This window comes from Burkholderia sp. AU28863, from assembly GCF_002223195.1.
GTDB classification, from domain to species: domain Bacteria; phylum Pseudomonadota; class Gammaproteobacteria; order Burkholderiales; family Burkholderiaceae; genus Burkholderia; species Burkholderia sola.
In genome coordinates this window covers 278,788-293,988 of the sequence record NZ_NKFE01000005.1, presented here as the reverse complement: position 1 = coordinate 293,988, position 15,201 = coordinate 278,788, and the positions used below count along the sequence as shown (strand labels likewise).

Sequence of the window (15,201 nt, the reverse complement as noted above, 5' to 3'; positions counted from 1 at the left end):
CGTTACGCTCCGACGGGTGCTCGCCGGCCGGCGAGCTGCTGCAGGTCTTCGACGATCTGCTTCTGCGACATCACGCTCAGGTCGATCACCTCGCGCGCCTGCGCGACGTAGTACTCGAGCTGTTCGTCGCTGCGCGCGAGCGATTTCTCGAGCGCGGCCTCGATGCGCTGCAGATGCGTCAGCAGCTTGTCGTTCGATTCGCCGAACACCTGCACGGCCATCCCGAACGCATCGCCGAGGCTCGCCACTTCGACGGCGCCGGCCGTGACCTGCGCGGCCACCGAATCGAGCTTGCGCGTTTCGGCGTCGACGGTGTCGTTGAAGCGCGCGCCGACGCGATCGAGCAGGTCGGCCGACGTGCTGACGAGCGCGTCGATTGCGGTGCGTTGTTCGGTCGACGCATGGTTGACCGCGCCGAGCAGCGTCTCCAGCGTCGCGAGCAGGCGGCTGCGTTCCTCCAGCATCGCGGTGTCGCGCACCATGCTGTCGGACAGGCGCTGGCGCAACTCGGCGACGACGTCGGCCGCGGCCTTCGGCGCTTCCGACGCGGCCTGCACGAGGCGCGAGATTTCGTTGATCGTGTCGCTTGCGTGCACCTGCGCCTGCGCGGTGATGTCGTTCGCGGTGCGGGTCAGCGTGTCGCAGATGTCCTGCTGGCGCGCGGCGGCTTGCGCGCTCGTCTGCGCCCATTCGTCGCGCAGCGCGGCGGCCATCGCCGCGAGCGAATCGTTCCACGCAGCGAGGCGTTCTTCGTCACGTGCCGCCAGTTGCGATTGCAGGCCGGTGTGCGAATCGCGAATCGTCGACAGCAGGTCGTTCGAGCGTTGTTCGAACGTCAACGCCTGTGCGGCGAGATCGCGCGTCGTTTGCGCGAGTGCGTCGCAAATTTCCTGCTGACGGCCCGCGCTGTGCACACCCGCGCGCTGCCATTCTTCGCCGAGCTTCGCGGCCATTGCGGCCAGCGAGTCGTTCCACGCAGCGAGGCGTTCTTCGTCACGTTCCGCCAGCTGCGATTGCAGACCGGTGTGCGAATCGCGAATCGTCGACAGCAGGTCGTTCGAGCGTTGTTCGAACGTCGATGCCTGTGCAGCAAGGTCACGCGTCGTTTGCGCCAGCGCGTCGCAGATTTCCTGCTGACGGCCCGCACTATGCACGCCCGCACGCTGCCATTCGTCGCCGAGCTTCGCAGCCATCGCGGCGAGCGAATCGTTCCATGCCGACAGACGTTCTTCGTCACGTGCCGCCAGCTGCGATTGCAGGCCGGTGTGTGAATCGCGAATCGTCGACAGCAGGTCGTTCGAGCGTTGTTCGAACGTCGACGCCTGTGCAGCAAGGTCACGCGTCGTTTGCGCCAGCGCGTCGCAGATTTCCTGCTGACGGCCCGCACTATGCGCGCCCGCACGCTGCCATTCGTCGCCCAGCTTCGCGGCCATCGCGGCCAACGAATCGTTCCACGCCGACAGACGCTCTTCGTCGCGTGCGGCGAGTTGCGATTGCAGACCGGCATGCGACTCCTGCATCGCGGCGAGCGTCGCGGCCGAATGGCGTTCGAACGTCGCGGCGGCCTCACCCAGCGCGCGCGCATGCTGGCCGGCCAGCGTCTCGCCAACCTGCTCCTGGCGCGCCAGCGCGTCGCGCCATGCGTCCGACAGGCGGCCTTCCGTCGATTCGAGACGCGCCGCGACGCCGTCGAGCAGAGCCGACGAACGCTGCGCGAACGTGTCGGTGAACTGGCCGAGCGTCGTCTGCAACTGCTGCGCGACGGCGTTGCCCGCCTGACGTTGTTCGTCGATCGCGCGGTTCCAGACAGCCGTCACGTTGCCGGTGGTCTTCTCGAAGCCGTCCGTCAGCCCGTCGAGCTGACGCTGCACCGCGCCCGTCACGGTATCGCGCAGCGCGGCCATCTCCTGCGCGAGCCCCGCCATCGTCGCGGCGACGACCGGCTGCAACGCGGCGCCGGCCACGCGCGCGCTTTCGGCGGCGCTTTCCTTCAGCGCATCGCCGACGTTCGACGCCAGGCCCGCATACGCCCGCTCGGTCCGGTCGAAAAACGCCTGCTGGCTTTCGAGCTGACGATCGTGCAACGCGACGCTGCGCGCCTCGAGCGTCGTCATCATCGTCTGCAACCGGTCGACCAGCGCCGGCATCACGTCGGCCTGCCGCTGCAGCAGCCGGAACGATTCGTCGCGCTGGTGCGCGGACGAATGCACGCGCAGCGTCGTCGCGATCTTCGCGTCGAGCTGCTGGGCCGCGTCGATCCGCTCGCGGCGCACGAGCGCGGACAACAGCCCGAGCATCGCGGACGTCGCGACGCCGGCGATCGACGTGCCGAACGCGAACCCGAGCCCCTTCACCGGCGCGATCAGCGACGCGCGGATCGCATCGAGATCGGTCGCGCTTTCGAGCGCGGCGCCCGTGCCCTTCAGCGTGACGACCATCCCGAGCAGCGTGCCGAGCATGCCGAGCAGCACCAGCAGGCCGACGAGGTAAGGCGTGAGCGCCGGGCCCGGCAGCGCGACGCGCGCGCCTTCGACGCGGGCGCGCACCGCGCCGCGCAGGCCCGGATGCAGCGTGTCGAGCCACGTGTCGAGCTTCGCGGGCGGCTCGGTCAGGCCGGCGACCGCGCGCGACAGCGTGGCGGTCGCCTGCCGGTAGCGCAGCAGCTCCCATGCGCCGGCGACGTAGCACGCGCCGATCAGCAGCGTGACGGCCGCCGCCAGCGGGTTCGACGCGACATAGCCGGCACCGATCCAGCCCACAGCGAGCAGACCGGCGACGAAGACAACGAGATCAAGGCGAATTCTGGACATAGCGTGTTGATTAGCAGGTGCGAAGGGCCGCGAGCAGCCCGTCTACCGTTTGAAACCGGACTTCGAGTTCGGCAAGCAGGATGCTTTGCATCTCGTCGCGAAACGTATCGAGCCATGCGCCGGGCACGATCGCCGCGACGGTCGGGGTATCGGCCACCGGGCCTTCATCGGCCGGAGCCGATGCGTCGGCGGCGTCGGGCGCAGCAGCGACCGCAGCTTCGGCCTCGGCCAGCGCCTGCCGCTCCGCGTCGCGCAGCCGCGCGAAGCGCGTGCCGAGCAGCGCGGGCACGGCCGACAGCAGGCTGCGCTCGCGCGCACCGAGCACGCGCTCCATGATCGTGTCGAGCGTCGCGAGCCGCGCCATCCCGGACGAGCGCGCGGCGAGCGCGACGCGCAGGCGGCCGCGCAACTGGCCGATCGCCGTTTCCATGTCCTGCTGGAGGGTCAGATAACGTTGGCGAAAATCCGCGAAATCGGCCGTGTCGGCGGCCGGCGCCGGCAGATCGCCGGGCCGGCGCCGCGCCCGCTGCCGGTTGGTGGCCGTGATCGCCTGCGCGAGGTCGTGGCGCACCCGCGCGCAGTCGCGCTCGGCGTCGTAGCCGCGCACGCCGGCCGCGACGCCCGGCGGGCTCGCATTCAGCGCGGACGACAGCGTGATCGCGTCGGTCCAGCCGAGCCACTGGCTCAGCCGGTCGGACAGCGTCTGCCGGGATTCCGCGACGTCGGCATCGGCCAGGCGCGCGAGCAGCCGGACGAGCGTCGGACCGCTCAACGCCGGGCGCGGAGATGCTTGCACCATGCTGCAAACCGTCAAAAAAGGCAGCAGTTTACACGTCGTCGGGCGCTGGACCGCCAGAATCGGGGAAGCGGCGCGGTCCGGCGTGCCGCGCGACAGACGGGAACGCCCGTCACGCAAGGCTCGGCGGGCGGTGGGAGGGGCGGGAAACACGGTCGGCGGCGGCCGGCGAGCGGCCGCGCCATCGGGAAGTCATGCGTCGTGTGTGTGCAGTGCCGACCCGGCATGACCGACGAAGGGGCCGAGCCGCCGCGACGGGTGCGGGCATTCCGCAAGACGCGCCCGACCATGGCCGAACGATGAACCGGTAATCATGGAATTCGGGACGCCGGCGCGCGCTCGGGCGAGCGGCCGGGGCGGTTTTCGCCGCTAACCGGCGACGGCCATGGCCGGCCGCCGCCACATGCCGATAAAGAAGCGCTCAGATCCCCGCTTTCGGCGCATTCAGGATCAGCCGCAGCCCGAGCAGCGTGATCGCGCCGGCCGCGATGCGGTCGACCCATTTCTTCGCGCGCAGGTAGAGTTCGCGCGGCCGGCGCGTCGAAAAGCACAGTGCGACGAGCGTGTACCAGCCGAATTCGACCGCGAACACGAGCGGCGGCAGCACGAGGTAGCACCACAGCGGCGGATGCTGCGGGAGCAGCGCCGCAAAAATGCTGCCGTACCAGATCGCCGTCTTCGGGTTGCTGAGCTGGGTCGTGAGGCCGGTCCAGAACGACTTGCGCGCGCTGCCGCCCGCCATCGCCTGCGGATCGTCCATCGCGATCGGCCGGTCGGCGCCGCGCCAGATCTTCGACGCCATGTAGATCAGGTACACGCCGCCCGCGACCTTGAGGCCCACATACAGCCATTCGACGGCCTGCAGCAGCGTGTAGAGCCCGGCCAGCGCGACGCCGCCGAACACGATGCCGCCGATCCCCATGCCGAGCGCGGTGGCGAGCCCGTCGCGGCGCGACAGCCCGATCGAATTGCGGGCCACCAGCACGAAGCTCGGCCCCGGAATCATCGCGCCGAGAAACAGCGCAGCCAGGATGGCAAGTACGGCAGCCGATGCGGTCATCGAAGTCTCCTTGATCAGCGACGCCGCTGCGCCGGCGCCTGCGTGTCGTTTCCGACGGTCGGAGCGCCGATTCTGGCACGCTTCGCGCATGGCCGAAAGCGGCCGTGCGCTGCTATGCTGGCCCTCTTTCCCGTCATTCCGCGCCGCCCCATGATCGAAATCCGCGCCGCCCGCCATCCCGACGCTGCCGCCGCCGTCGCAGCGATCTTTCGCGAGTATGTCGCGGGCCCGACCGTCAGCGTCGAATTCCAGGACTATGCGCTCCGAAATCCGGCGTCTGGCACCGAATTTCCCGGGCGCGATCTGTAACGCCGCGCGGCTGATCCCCATTCATCTTTTCGACCGGACCGCCCGCCATGCGCGCTCTTCGCCTTTCCATCCTGCTGCTCCCGCTGCTCGCGGCCCTCTCGTTCGGCGCCCACGCCGACACCCTGCCGAAGTCGATCGCCGCGCAATTGCCACCCGGCTACCAGCCGCTGCTCGCGCAAGCCGGCCCCGATCTCGACAACGGACGGCACAGCTTTCTCGTCGTCGTGCATCGTGCGGTCGACACGCGCGACCAGCCGTCGCCGCGCCCGCTGCTGATCTATGAAGAACAGGCCGACCACGCCTACCGGCTCGCCACGCGCAACGACCAGGTCGTACTGCGCGCGAACGAAGGCGGCCAGTGCGATCCGTTCGATCCTGAAGACGCGGCCGACAACGGCTTGTCGGTGAAGGGCCGCTATTTCACCGTGCAGAACTTCGTCGCGTGCGGGCAGCACTGGACCGACTACATCACGTTCCGCTACGACCCGCGCACGCGCGGCTGGCTCTTTTCGAACCGGATCGTCACCGAATCGTTTCCGCTCGACGACAAGCCCGACCACGTCACCGTCACGCGGGCCGACGCGCACCGGCCGGTGTCGTTCGGGCAGTGGAAACGCAACGACTAGCCGCCCGGTACGCATCCACGCCCGCGGCGGTGCCGGTTTTCAACGCGACGCGCGGTCCGCCCGCCGCTCGCGGCGTCCGGCCAACAGGTCTACCATAGGCGCTCGTCGCCCGCGCGACCGCCGGCACGGCATGCGGCTTGCGCCTGCCCCTTTCCTCGTTGCCCCCGCACAGGAGGACGTCATGACGCAACACTTCGACGCGATCGTCATCGGCACCGGCCAGGCCGGGCCACCGCTCGCCGCGCGGCTCGCCGGCGCCGGCATGAAAGTCGCGATCGTCGAGCGCGGCCGCTTCGGCGGCACCTGCGTGAACACCGGCTGCATCCCGACCAAGACGCTGATCGCGAGCGCGTACGCCGCGCAGCTTGCACGACGCGCCGGCGAATACGGCGTGTCGGTCGGCGGCCCCGTCACCGTCGACATGAAAGCGGTGAAGGCGCGCAAGGACCAGATCTCGGGCCGCTCGAACCACGGTGTCGAGCAATGGGTGCGCGGCCTCGACAACACGACCGTCTTTCAGGGTCATGCCCGCTTCGAACGCGCGAACGCGGTGCGCGTGGGCGATGACGTGCTCGAAGCCGAACGCATCTTCATCAACGTCGGCGGACGCGCGCAGGTGCCCGCGATGCCCGGCCTCGACTCGGTGCCGTACCTGACCAACTCGACGATGATGGACGTCGACTTCCTGCCCGACCATCTCGTGATCGTCGGCGGCAGCTACGTGGGGCTCGAATTCGGCCAGATGTACCGCCGCTTCGGCTCGAAGGTCACGATCGTCGAGAAGGGCACACGCCTGATTCGCCGCGAGGACGAAGACGTGTCGCAGGCCGTGCGCGAGATCCTCGAAAAGGAAGGGATCGACGTGCAGCTCGACGCGAACTGCCTGAGCGCGCGCCGCGACGGCGACGGCATCGTCGTCGGCCTCGACTGCGCGGGCGGCGGCCGCGAAGTCGCGGGCTCGCACCTGCTGCTCGCGGTCGGGCGCGTGCCGAACACCGACGATCTGGGGCTCGACCGCGCGGGTATCGACACCGACGCGCGCGGCTACATCACCGTCGATGAACAGTTGCGCACCAACGTGCCCGGCGTCTGGGCGCTCGGCGACTGCAACGGGCGCGGCGCGTTCACGCACACCGCGTACAACGACTACGAGATCGTCGCGGCGAACCTGCTCGACGACGATCCGCGCAAGGTGTCCGACCGCATCACGGCCTATGCGATGTACATCGATCCGCCGCTCGGCCGCGTCGGCATGACGCTCGCGGAAGCGAAGCAGACGGGCCGCCGGCTGCTGGTCGGCACGCGCCCGATGACGCGCGTCGGGCGGGCGGTCGAGAAAGGCGAGAGCCAGGGCTTCATGAAGGTGATCGTCGACGCGGACAACCACGCGATCCTCGGCGCGTCGATCCTCGGCGTGACCGGCGACGAAGTGGTGCACGGGATCCTCGACGTGATGGCCGCCGGCGCGCCGTACACGACGATCAGCCGCGCGATGCATATCCACCCGACCGTGTCGGAGCTGCTGCCGACGCTGCTGCAGGACCTGCATCCGGTCGAGTGACGCACGGCAGGCGGGCGGCCGCGACGTGGAGAGGTGTTCGCCACGGCGCGCGCCGCCCGTCAGCTTTCGAAATACCGCGGCCGGTCGATATCGGCCAGCAGCCGCGGCTGCGTCGGCGCCCAGCCGAGCGATGCCCGCGTGCGCTCGCTGGTTGCGGGCGCATCCATCCCCGCAAATATCGCGAACCAGCCGAAGTGCTCGCCGGCCTCCGCCGCCGACTTCGCGACGACCGGCACGTTCAGCCGCCGGCCGATCACCTCGGCGATCTCGCGGAACGGCACGCCCGTATCGTCGACTGCGTGATAGCGCGCGCCGGCCGCGCCGCGTTCGATCGCGAGCCGGTACACGCGCGCCGCGTCGAGCCGGTGCACGGCCGGCCAGCGGTTCGCGCCGTCGCCGACGAACGCCGATGCGCCCTTCTCCCTCGCGAACGCAATCAGGCGCGGCACGAAGCCGTGATCGCCGTCGCCGTGCACGGACGGCGGCAGGCGCACGACCGACGCATGCACGCCGCGCGCCTCGAGCGCGACCGCGGTCGCTTCCGATGCGCGCGGATAGTGCGCCGACACCGGCACGTGCGGATCGTCCTCCGTCGCCGCGCGACCGGGCGCGACGAGCGCAAGGCCGGACGTGACGACGAGCGGCCGCGCCGAGCCGGCGAGTACCGCGCCGATCGTCTCGATCGCGCGGCGGTCGAGTTCGCAGTTCTGCGCGAAGCGCGAGAAATCGTGATTGAATCCCGTGTGGATCACCGCGTCGGCAGCGTCTGCGCCGCGCGTCAGGCTGTCGAGATCCTCCAGCGACCCGCGATGGACGTCGGCCCCGACCGCGGCGACCGCCGCCGCGGCCGCATCGGACCGCGCGAGCCCGAGCACCGAGTGCCCGGCGGCCACGAGTTCGGCGACGACGGCCGAGCCGACGAATCCCGACGCTCCCGTAACAAAGACACGCATGTTCAGCACCTCCGGATGAAATGGAGGCTTACTATCTGTCGATGGCCGCTCGCGGTGAAGTCGTGACGGTTTACTAGTAAACGAACTAACAGGATATGGCTGACGCTCCCGACAATCTGCTCGGCGCGTACCTGCGGGACCGCCGCGAGAAACTCGACCCGGCCGCGCTCGGGCTGCCGGCCACGCGCCGCCGCACGCCTGGCCTGCGGCGCGAGGAAGTCGCGCAGCGCGCGCACGTGAGCGCCGCGTGGTACACGTGGCTCGAACAGGGCCGCGGCGGCGCACCGTCGGCCGACGTGCTCGACCGGCTCGCCCGCGCGCTGATGCTCAACGACGCCGAACGCGAGCACCTGTTCCTGCTCGGCGTCGGCCATCCGCCCGAAGTGCGTTATCACGCGCCGGCCAGCGTGACGCCGCGCCTGCAGCACGTGCTCGATTCGCTCGACGCGAGCCCCGCGATCATCCGCACCGCGACGTGGGACGTCGCCGCGTGGAACGACGCGGCGGCCGCGACGCTCACCGACTATGCGACGCTGCCGCCGGCCGCGCGCAACATCCTGCGGCTGATCTTCGTCGACGCGGGCGTGCGCCATGCACAGCCGAACTGGGAGCGCGTCGCGCGGTTCGCGGTCGGCGCGTTTCGTGCGGACGTCGCGCGCAGCGGCGCGACCCGGAGCGTGCAGGCGTTCGTCGACGAAATGCGCGCGACCAGCGCCGAATTCGACACGATGTGGCGCGACCACGATATCCGTACGCACGACGAAGGCACGAAGGAGATTCGCCATCCGCAAGCCGGCCGGATCGCGCTTGAATACTCGGCATTCTCGGTCGCCGGCAGCCCGGACCTGAGCCTCGTGATCTTCACGCCGGTCACGCCGGCCGACCGCGCGCGGATCCGGGAACTCGTCGCGGCCCGCGAACAGGCCCGCGCGGCGCAGGCGCCGGCTGTGTAACCGCGCACGGCTTTCTCGCGCGCCTGATTCAGAGCGGCACGTATCAGCGGATCAGGCAGGAATCCTTCCGATTCGATATCGCCCCCTGACGAACGTGCGCGAAAAACGCAAAGGGGCGTCGCGCACGAATGCGCGACGCCCCTCGTTCGCTCGCGGAAAGTGCCGACTATGCCGCGCGCTGCAGCAAATCCGTGGCGAAAGACTTCGCATGCGCGACGGCTTCCTGCGCGTCGCCGAATACGCCGAGCTGATCCCAGTGCTCTTCGGCCGCGTAGGTGCCTTTCACGGCGAGCGCCCGCTGGACGCTCAACTGCGCCGCGTATCGGCCGTCATCCAGCGGTCGGGCCGTCGCGACGACCTTGTGCGGCGGGCTGGCCCGCTCCGGCTGAACCAGCTCGACAGGGCCGCTGACCGTGCCGACATTCATCAACTCGTTTCGGGTGTTGCAGTCCGGGCAGTAGAAGCACCAGCCCGCACCCTCCTGATGGTGCCTGACCTGCCCGCGAGCCAGCACGGCACGACATTCGACGTTTTCGCAGATGAACGGCATCGCAGTCTCCGGAGTTGTTTGACGGAAATCCTAGCATGTCCGACGGCAGTCAACCATCGGCATCCGCATGATTGCCGCACCGGAGGTTTCGGTTGGTTACGTGCGCGGCAGGGTAAGCGTCTCCGCGTTTCGCTGCGCTGCAAAATCGGCGCTTTCCCGCCGGATCGCGCCGACGCGTCTGCTCGACATCGCCCGCGATAAACTGTCGGCCCGACACCGAACCGAGAAAAGCTCAATGTTGATCCGCGTTGCAACCCTGGCCGATGCCGTCCCGCTTGCCGAATTGAAGCGCGATACGTTTCGCGAAACCTTTCTGCAGGACGGATTCGGCATCGACTACCCACCGGACGATCTGGCCGAGTACGAAGCCCGCACCTACTCGGTGGCAGCGATCACGAAGCAGCTCGGCGACCCGCAGTGCCGCACGTGGGTCGCGGAAGGCGACGGCGGCACGCTGGTCGGGTATGCGCACGCGGGGCCGTGCAAGCTGCCGCACCCGGAAGTGGCTGACGGCTCGGGCGAGATCCATCAGATCTACCTGCGACGCGGCACGCAGGGAACCGGCGCCGGACGCGCGTTGTTCGACACCGCGCTCGCGTATCTCGCCGCGACGCGCCCCGGCCCGGTATGGCTGGGCGTGTGGTCGGGCAACGCGAAAGCCATCGCGTTCTACGAGAAGGCGGGTTTCAAACGTGTCGGTACGTACGATTTCAAGGTCGGCGAATCGACCGATCTGGAGTTCATCTACCGTCGCTGATCGTCGCTTCCTGTCGACACCGCATCGGTGCGACACCCACGAATACAGTTGATCGACGACGGCGTAAACGACGTTTTTCCCTCGTTTCGAGTCAAACGACACAATTCGACGGTCCCCCGGTAAAATCCGCCATTCCGGGGTTATCGATCAATCGCTTCGTCATGCATCGAATTGGATTCTTCGTTTGCCGCGGCTACGATGCGCTCGATCTCGGGGGACCATTGTCGGCCTTCAATCAAGTCGCCACGGCCGCCGGCCACACACCCTACGATCTTCACGTCGTCTCGCCATCCGGCGGCCCGATTCCCGGCAATACCGGCCTTTCGATCGACACGAAGCCGATCGGAAGGCGTGCGTTCGACACCGTCGTGTTCGTCGGCGGCAATATCGCGCCGATGCAGACATCGGACAATATCGCCGCCGCGAGCAAACTGGCCGCCAAGGCGTCGCGCGTCGCAAGCGTGTGTACGGGTGCATTTCTGCTTGCTGAAACCGGCGCGCTCGACGGTTTGAGAGCGGCAACGCACTGGCGCTACGCCGCGCAGTTGCAGTCGCGCTTCCCTCGCACGCGGGTCGACGGCGACAGTATCTATGTCGTCGATGGCCGCGTCTGGACGTCGGCGGGCATCGCGTCCGGCATCGATCTCGCGCTCGGCATGATCGAACGAGACATGAGCACGGAGATTGCGCGCGAGGTCTCGCGGCTGCTGGTGGTTCCGTATCGGCGGCCCGGCGGGCAGTCGCAGTTCTCCGCGATGTCGCAGATGGAGCCGGAATCGGATCGCATCCGCATCGCGCTGAATTTCGCGCGGGAACATCTGGCCGAGACGTTGCCGGTCGAGCGGCTCGCCGATGCGGCAAGCCTGAGTGTGCGGCAGTTCGGGCGCGCCTTTCGCCGGGAAACCGGTGAAACGCCCGCGAGGGCCGTCGAGCGCCTGCGCGTCGAAGCCGCGAGGCTGCGCCTGCAGGGCGGCAGCGAACCGATCGAGCAGATTGCGCTGGCGGTCGGCTTCACCGATCCGGAACGGATGCGCCGCGCCTTCATCAAGCTGCTCGGGCATCCGCCGCAAGCGATTCGACGCGAGAGCAGATCGAACGCAGCGCGCTGACCGACCGCCGGCCGATCAGCGCGCTGCCGGGTCGACGTCTCGCCAACGGGTGATTGGCGCGCGGCTACGCCACGCGCCATTTCGCCGGACGTCGATAATCGTCGTCAATCCTTGACGCTCGGGTAAGCGTTCCACATGTCGCGATGCAGCTTCCACGTGCCGCCCTGCTTCAGGAAGACGAGCGTCTGCTTCGCGCGGACCTTGAGCTTGCCGTCACCGTCGCGAACTTCCGCATCCGATACCTCCGTCACGACCCGGTCATCACCGTAGAACTCGTAGTTGCCGAACGATACGGTGCCGGGCTTCGATCCCGCATATCCGTTCGTGAAGTAGTCGGTGATCGCGCGGCGGCCGATGACCTTGTCGCCTCCCGGCGGCAGGAGCGCGCCGTCGTCGGTATAGAGGCGACCTATCGCGTCGTAGTCGCCTCGCGCGAACGCATCCGCCCATCGCGCGTTTTCGGCCTTGATGGCCGCTTCCGGCAGGCGTTGCGCACCGCCGGCGACAGCCGGCGCCGTGAATGCAAAAAAGGACACGCACGCTGCGAGCGCAGCCGTACAAAGATGAATCTGTCGCATCGAATGAATTCCGAATCGGGTTTGAATTGAAGAGGCGGCGACGCTGCACGCGTCGCCGGCAAGCGCGTCAGCGGACGCCGGGAACGCGTGCGAGTCCCTTTGATGCGCCGGGCAGCTTCTTGTCGACCATCGCGACGAGTTCGGGCCGTGCGTCTCGCGGATGACCGGAGTGGAACGGCGGGTCGGGATCGTATTCGACGACGAGTTGCGTGTATTCGGCAGCCTGCCGGCCGCGCAGCTTCGCCGCCACGCGCAGCGCGAAGTCGATGCCTGCCGTCACCCCGCCGCCGCTCATGAAGCGGCCGTCGTCGTCTTCGACGAAGCGATCGGGAACGGGAATCGCGCCGTATTCGGCCAGCTTGTTGACGAACGCCCAATGGCACGCGCTGCGCTTGCCGTTGAGCACGCCCGTCGCGGCGAGCACGAGCGAGCCGTTGCACACCGACGTCACGTGTTTCGCGCTTTCCGCCAGACGCCGGATCTGCGCCTGATACGCCGGTCGCATCGGCGCCGACAAATCGGAGCCGCCGGGCACGAGGATCACGTCCGTCTTGTCGATGTCGGCCAGCCGTTCGGTCTTGCCATACACGACGCCGAATTCGAGCGTCACGTTGCCGCCATCGAGGCTCGCATAGCGAACGTTCGTATTCGGCAGCCGGTGGAAAATCTCGCTGGGGCCCGCGAAGTCGAGCAGCGTGCCGCCGTCGTAGTTGACGATCAGGATGTCGAGCGGCGCGTTCGGCGCGAGCAGCCCGGCGCTGCCCGCCTGCGCCTGCGCCTGCGCCGGCGCAGGCGTGGCGTGCGCGAGCAACGCGCCGCCGCCCAGCACGGCGCCGAGCGTGGCGGCGCTGCCGAACTTCAGGACATCGCGGCGCGACCGGCCTGCCCGCGTGAGTTGCTTGGCAGAGGCATGGTTATCGCTACTGTCGGTCAAGATGATTGCTCCTTGCACTTCGGCCCATGGGCGAGCGCAACCCCGCCGGGCCGGATCGAATAACCGCCACCGCGAACGGCGTGGCGGACGTGAAATCGGAATGAGGATGAGCCGGGACGACGTGCCGGCCTCGGGAAGCGTGACGCGCCGGCTTAAAGCTGCGACGCACCGCCGTCGACGACCAGCTCGGTGCCGATGACGTACGAGGATTCGTCGCTGGCCAGATAAAGCGCCGCGTACGCGATATCGTCGGCCGTGCCCATGCGGCCCGCCGGATTCGCTTCCGCGAATTCGGCCTTGCGGTCGCGCACCCATTCGTCGGGCTTGCCCCACCTGGAAAGCAGCGGCGTATCGATCGGGCCGGGCGCGATTGCGTTGAAACGGATTTTCCGGTCGAGAAATTCATACGACCAGCTGCGGGCCAGCGATCGCACGGCGGCCTTCGCCGCCGCGGTCAACGAGATGCCATGCTTGCCTGTCTGATCGACGAACGAGGTATTGAGGATCACCGACGAACCTTCGCGCAAGTACGGCAGCGCTGCCTGAAGCGTGAACACCACGCCCTTGACGTTGACGTCCATGATGTCGTTGTAGAGCGTGTCGTCGATGTCGTCGACGGCGGACGGGAAAGCCCAGCCCGCGTTGGCGAACACGACGTCCAGGCCGCCGAACGTCTCGTCGACCTCGGCGGCAATCGCGCGCATGTCGTCGAGTGATCGTACGTCGCCCTTGAGCACGATCGCATGCGCGCCGAGCTCCGCCTTCACGCGCTCGAATACGGCTTCGTCGCGCCCCGTCACCGCGACGCGCGCGCCTTGCGCAATGAACAGCTTCGCGGTGGCCAGACCGATACCGCTGGTGCCGCCCGTGATCAACGCCGATTTACCCTTGAGTCGCATCTTCCGTTCCTTTTCATGTGATGAGTGAGCAGGCCTGATACGCGACACGCGGTGGTGGTCGCGTGCTTGTTCCGGCTTGATCGTTCACGTGCAGTATGGAACGGGAGGCAGATGTCTCAAAGGTCGTATAACCCTCGAAAAACGTCATTCGAGTTGTGCAAGCGGCGCCGCTAAAAAACAAAAGCGCGCAGGGCCACTGGACCCTGCGCGCCTTGACCGGACGGGAATGGCTTGCGCAAGCGAACCAATGAAACGGCAGCGCGCGACGCGGCTACACGGTTTTCCCCGATAACCCGTGCATCGGCCGCCGCAACGCGGCGTCGAACGGATTGGTGCGCGGCCCGATCGCATCGGCCTGCCGCCGCAGCAGTTCGACGACCATCGGCATCCGGTCGTCGCCGAGCCGCGACGCGAGCGTGCCGACGCTCAGCGCGCCGACCGGATAACCGGTGCGATCGAGGATCGGCACCGCGACGCCGGCCATCCCGTCGAGCACGCCGCTGTTGCGGCCCGCGTAGCCGAGCTGCCGCACGCGTTCGATCTCGGTGCGCAGATACACCTCGTCGAGCACGCCGTAGCCGCGGATGCGCGGCACGTTGAAACGGATCACTTCCTCGCGTTCGGCCTCGGGCAGGAACGCGAGGATCGCGAGGCTGCCCTGCCCGACGCCGAGCGCGATGCGCCCGCCGATGTCGCCGGTAAACGAGCGGATCGGAAACGGCCCTTCGCACAGGTCGAGACACACGGCGTCGAAGCCGCTCTTCACAAGCAGGAAGATGGTTTCGCCGAGGCTCGCGCACAGCCGCAGCAGCGCGGGCCGGCACAGCGTGCGCATGCTGCTCGGGTTGCCGGCCAGCGCGGCGAGCGCGAAGAAGTCGACGCTCAGCCGGTACAGCTTCGACTGCTCGTCCTGTTCGACCATCCCTTCGGCGATCAGCGATTGCAGGATCCGGTGCGCGGTGCCCTGCGTGAGACCGACGGCTTTCGCCAGATGCGTGACACGCACGCCGTCCTGCTGCATGCCGGCCAGCGCGCGCAGGATCGCGAACGCACGCTGCAGCATGCCGGTGCCCGGCGCACCGGCCGCATCGGCCGGGTCGGCCGGGTCGGCGGCGTCCTCGTCCGGGCGCGGCGTCCGTGCGGCCGGCGACGTTCCGGTCGAATGGGGTTCCTGCATGCCGGCTCTCCTCGACGATTTCATTGAACGGAATACGATAGACCCGATTGTCGTCCGGCCGAAAATCCGCGGGCATCCGGGTGTGCACGGGATTGACGCGCGCATTTCACCGGTCGGCCGCCCTTCATC

The 15,201-nt window shown here is 68.3% G+C and carries 15 protein-coding genes; 6 read left to right on the top strand and 9 right to left on the bottom strand.

Features of this window, described 5'->3' with window-relative positions; genetic code table 11:
• Nucleotides 1-2: 2 nt before the first annotated feature.
• The 3 genes from CFB81_RS17875 to CFB81_RS17865 all read right to left on the bottom strand — a co-directional run bounded on the left by CFB81_RS17875 (nucleotide 3) and on the right by CFB81_RS17865 (nucleotide 4,666).
• Nucleotides 3-2,810, bottom strand: a complete 2,808-nt coding sequence (locus tag CFB81_RS17875; protein WP_089436044.1) for a DUF802 domain-containing protein — start codon at nucleotides 2,808-2,810, stop codon at nucleotides 3-5.
• Nucleotides 2,811-2,820: 10 nt separating this feature from the next.
• Nucleotides 2,821-3,609 (bottom strand): DUF3348 domain-containing protein, encoded by a 789-nt coding sequence (locus CFB81_RS17870; RefSeq protein ID WP_089436043.1) that lies wholly within the window; start codon nucleotides 3,607-3,609, stop codon nucleotides 2,821-2,823.
• 418 nt (nucleotides 3,610-4,027) lie between these two features.
• Nucleotides 4,028-4,666 carry a LysE family translocator gene (locus tag CFB81_RS17865; protein WP_027805824.1) on the bottom strand — a complete coding sequence of 213 codons (639 nt, stop codon included), beginning with the start codon at nucleotides 4,664-4,666 and terminating at the stop codon, nucleotides 4,028-4,030.
• Between the two features lie 114 nt (nucleotides 4,667-4,780).
• Here CFB81_RS17865 and CFB81_RS36600 point away from each other — a divergent pair, with 114 nt between their 5' ends.
• The 3 genes from CFB81_RS36600 to CFB81_RS17850 all read left to right on the top strand — a co-directional run bounded on the left by CFB81_RS36600 (nucleotide 4,781) and on the right by CFB81_RS17850 (nucleotide 7,162).
• Nucleotides 4,781-4,975 carry a hypothetical protein gene (locus tag CFB81_RS36600; RefSeq protein WP_256976240.1) on the top strand — a complete coding sequence of 65 codons (195 nt, stop codon included), beginning with the start codon at nucleotides 4,781-4,783 and terminating at the stop codon, nucleotides 4,973-4,975.
• 47 nt (nucleotides 4,976-5,022) lie between these two features.
• Nucleotides 5,023-5,601 carry a hypothetical protein gene (locus CFB81_RS17855; RefSeq protein ID WP_089436042.1) on the top strand — a complete coding sequence of 193 codons (579 nt, stop codon included), beginning with the start codon at nucleotides 5,023-5,025 and terminating at the stop codon, nucleotides 5,599-5,601.
• A 181-nt stretch (nucleotides 5,602-5,782) separates the two neighbouring features.
• Entirely contained in the window at nucleotides 5,783-7,162 is a 1,380-nt protein-coding gene (locus CFB81_RS17850) for an FAD-containing oxidoreductase (RefSeq protein ID WP_069618850.1), read from the top strand.
• 59 nt (nucleotides 7,163-7,221) lie between these two features.
• Here the strand turns inward: CFB81_RS17850 and CFB81_RS17845 are convergent, their stop codons facing one another.
• The gene (locus CFB81_RS17845; RefSeq protein ID WP_089437050.1) at nucleotides 7,222-8,115 is read right to left on the bottom strand and encodes an SDR family oxidoreductase; all 894 of its coding nucleotides are present in this window, start codon (nucleotides 8,113-8,115) and stop codon (nucleotides 7,222-7,224) included.
• A gap of 95 nt (nucleotides 8,116-8,210) precedes the next feature.
• Here CFB81_RS17845 and CFB81_RS17840 point away from each other — a divergent pair, with 95 nt between their 5' ends.
• Nucleotides 8,211-9,068 carry a helix-turn-helix transcriptional regulator gene (locus CFB81_RS17840; RefSeq protein ID WP_089436041.1) on the top strand — a complete coding sequence of 286 codons (858 nt, stop codon included), beginning with the start codon at nucleotides 8,211-8,213 and terminating at the stop codon, nucleotides 9,066-9,068.
• A gap of 166 nt (nucleotides 9,069-9,234) precedes the next feature.
• Here CFB81_RS17840 and CFB81_RS17835 read toward each other — a convergent pair whose 3' ends face one another.
• A complete protein-coding gene (locus tag CFB81_RS17835) occupies nucleotides 9,235-9,618 on the bottom strand; it encodes a hypothetical protein (RefSeq protein ID WP_089436040.1) in 384 nt (127 codons plus the stop codon).
• A 235-nt stretch (nucleotides 9,619-9,853) separates the two neighbouring features.
• Between CFB81_RS17835 and CFB81_RS17830 the strand changes: the two genes are divergently transcribed.
• Both CFB81_RS17830 and CFB81_RS17825 read left to right on the top strand, forming a co-directional pair.
• Nucleotides 9,854-10,375, top strand: coding sequence for a GNAT family N-acetyltransferase (locus CFB81_RS17830; protein WP_069618854.1), 522 nt, complete (start codon nucleotides 9,854-9,856; stop codon nucleotides 10,373-10,375).
• Nucleotides 10,376-10,536: 161 nt separating this feature from the next.
• The gene (locus CFB81_RS17825) at nucleotides 10,537-11,484 is read left to right on the top strand and encodes a GlxA family transcriptional regulator (RefSeq protein ID WP_089436039.1); all 948 of its coding nucleotides are present in this window, start codon (nucleotides 10,537-10,539) and stop codon (nucleotides 11,482-11,484) included.
• 104 nt (nucleotides 11,485-11,588) lie between these two features.
• Here CFB81_RS17825 and CFB81_RS17820 read toward each other — a convergent pair whose 3' ends face one another.
• The 4 genes from CFB81_RS17820 to CFB81_RS17805 form a co-directional block, all read right to left on the bottom strand.
• The gene (locus tag CFB81_RS17820; protein ID WP_069618856.1) at nucleotides 11,589-12,062 is read right to left on the bottom strand and encodes an SgcJ/EcaC family oxidoreductase; all 474 of its coding nucleotides are present in this window, start codon (nucleotides 12,060-12,062) and stop codon (nucleotides 11,589-11,591) included.
• A 67-nt stretch (nucleotides 12,063-12,129) separates the two neighbouring features.
• The gene (locus tag CFB81_RS17815) at nucleotides 12,130-12,996 is read right to left on the bottom strand and encodes a DJ-1/PfpI family protein (protein WP_089436038.1); all 867 of its coding nucleotides are present in this window, start codon (nucleotides 12,994-12,996) and stop codon (nucleotides 12,130-12,132) included.
• Nucleotides 12,997-13,148: 152 nt separating this feature from the next.
• A complete protein-coding gene (locus CFB81_RS17810; RefSeq protein ID WP_089436037.1) occupies nucleotides 13,149-13,895 on the bottom strand; it encodes an SDR family oxidoreductase in 747 nt (248 codons plus the stop codon).
• A 271-nt stretch (nucleotides 13,896-14,166) separates the two neighbouring features.
• Nucleotides 14,167-15,072, bottom strand: coding sequence for an IclR family transcriptional regulator (locus tag CFB81_RS17805; RefSeq protein WP_089436036.1), 906 nt, complete (start codon nucleotides 15,070-15,072; stop codon nucleotides 14,167-14,169).
• Nucleotides 15,073-15,201 lie beyond the last annotated feature (129 nt).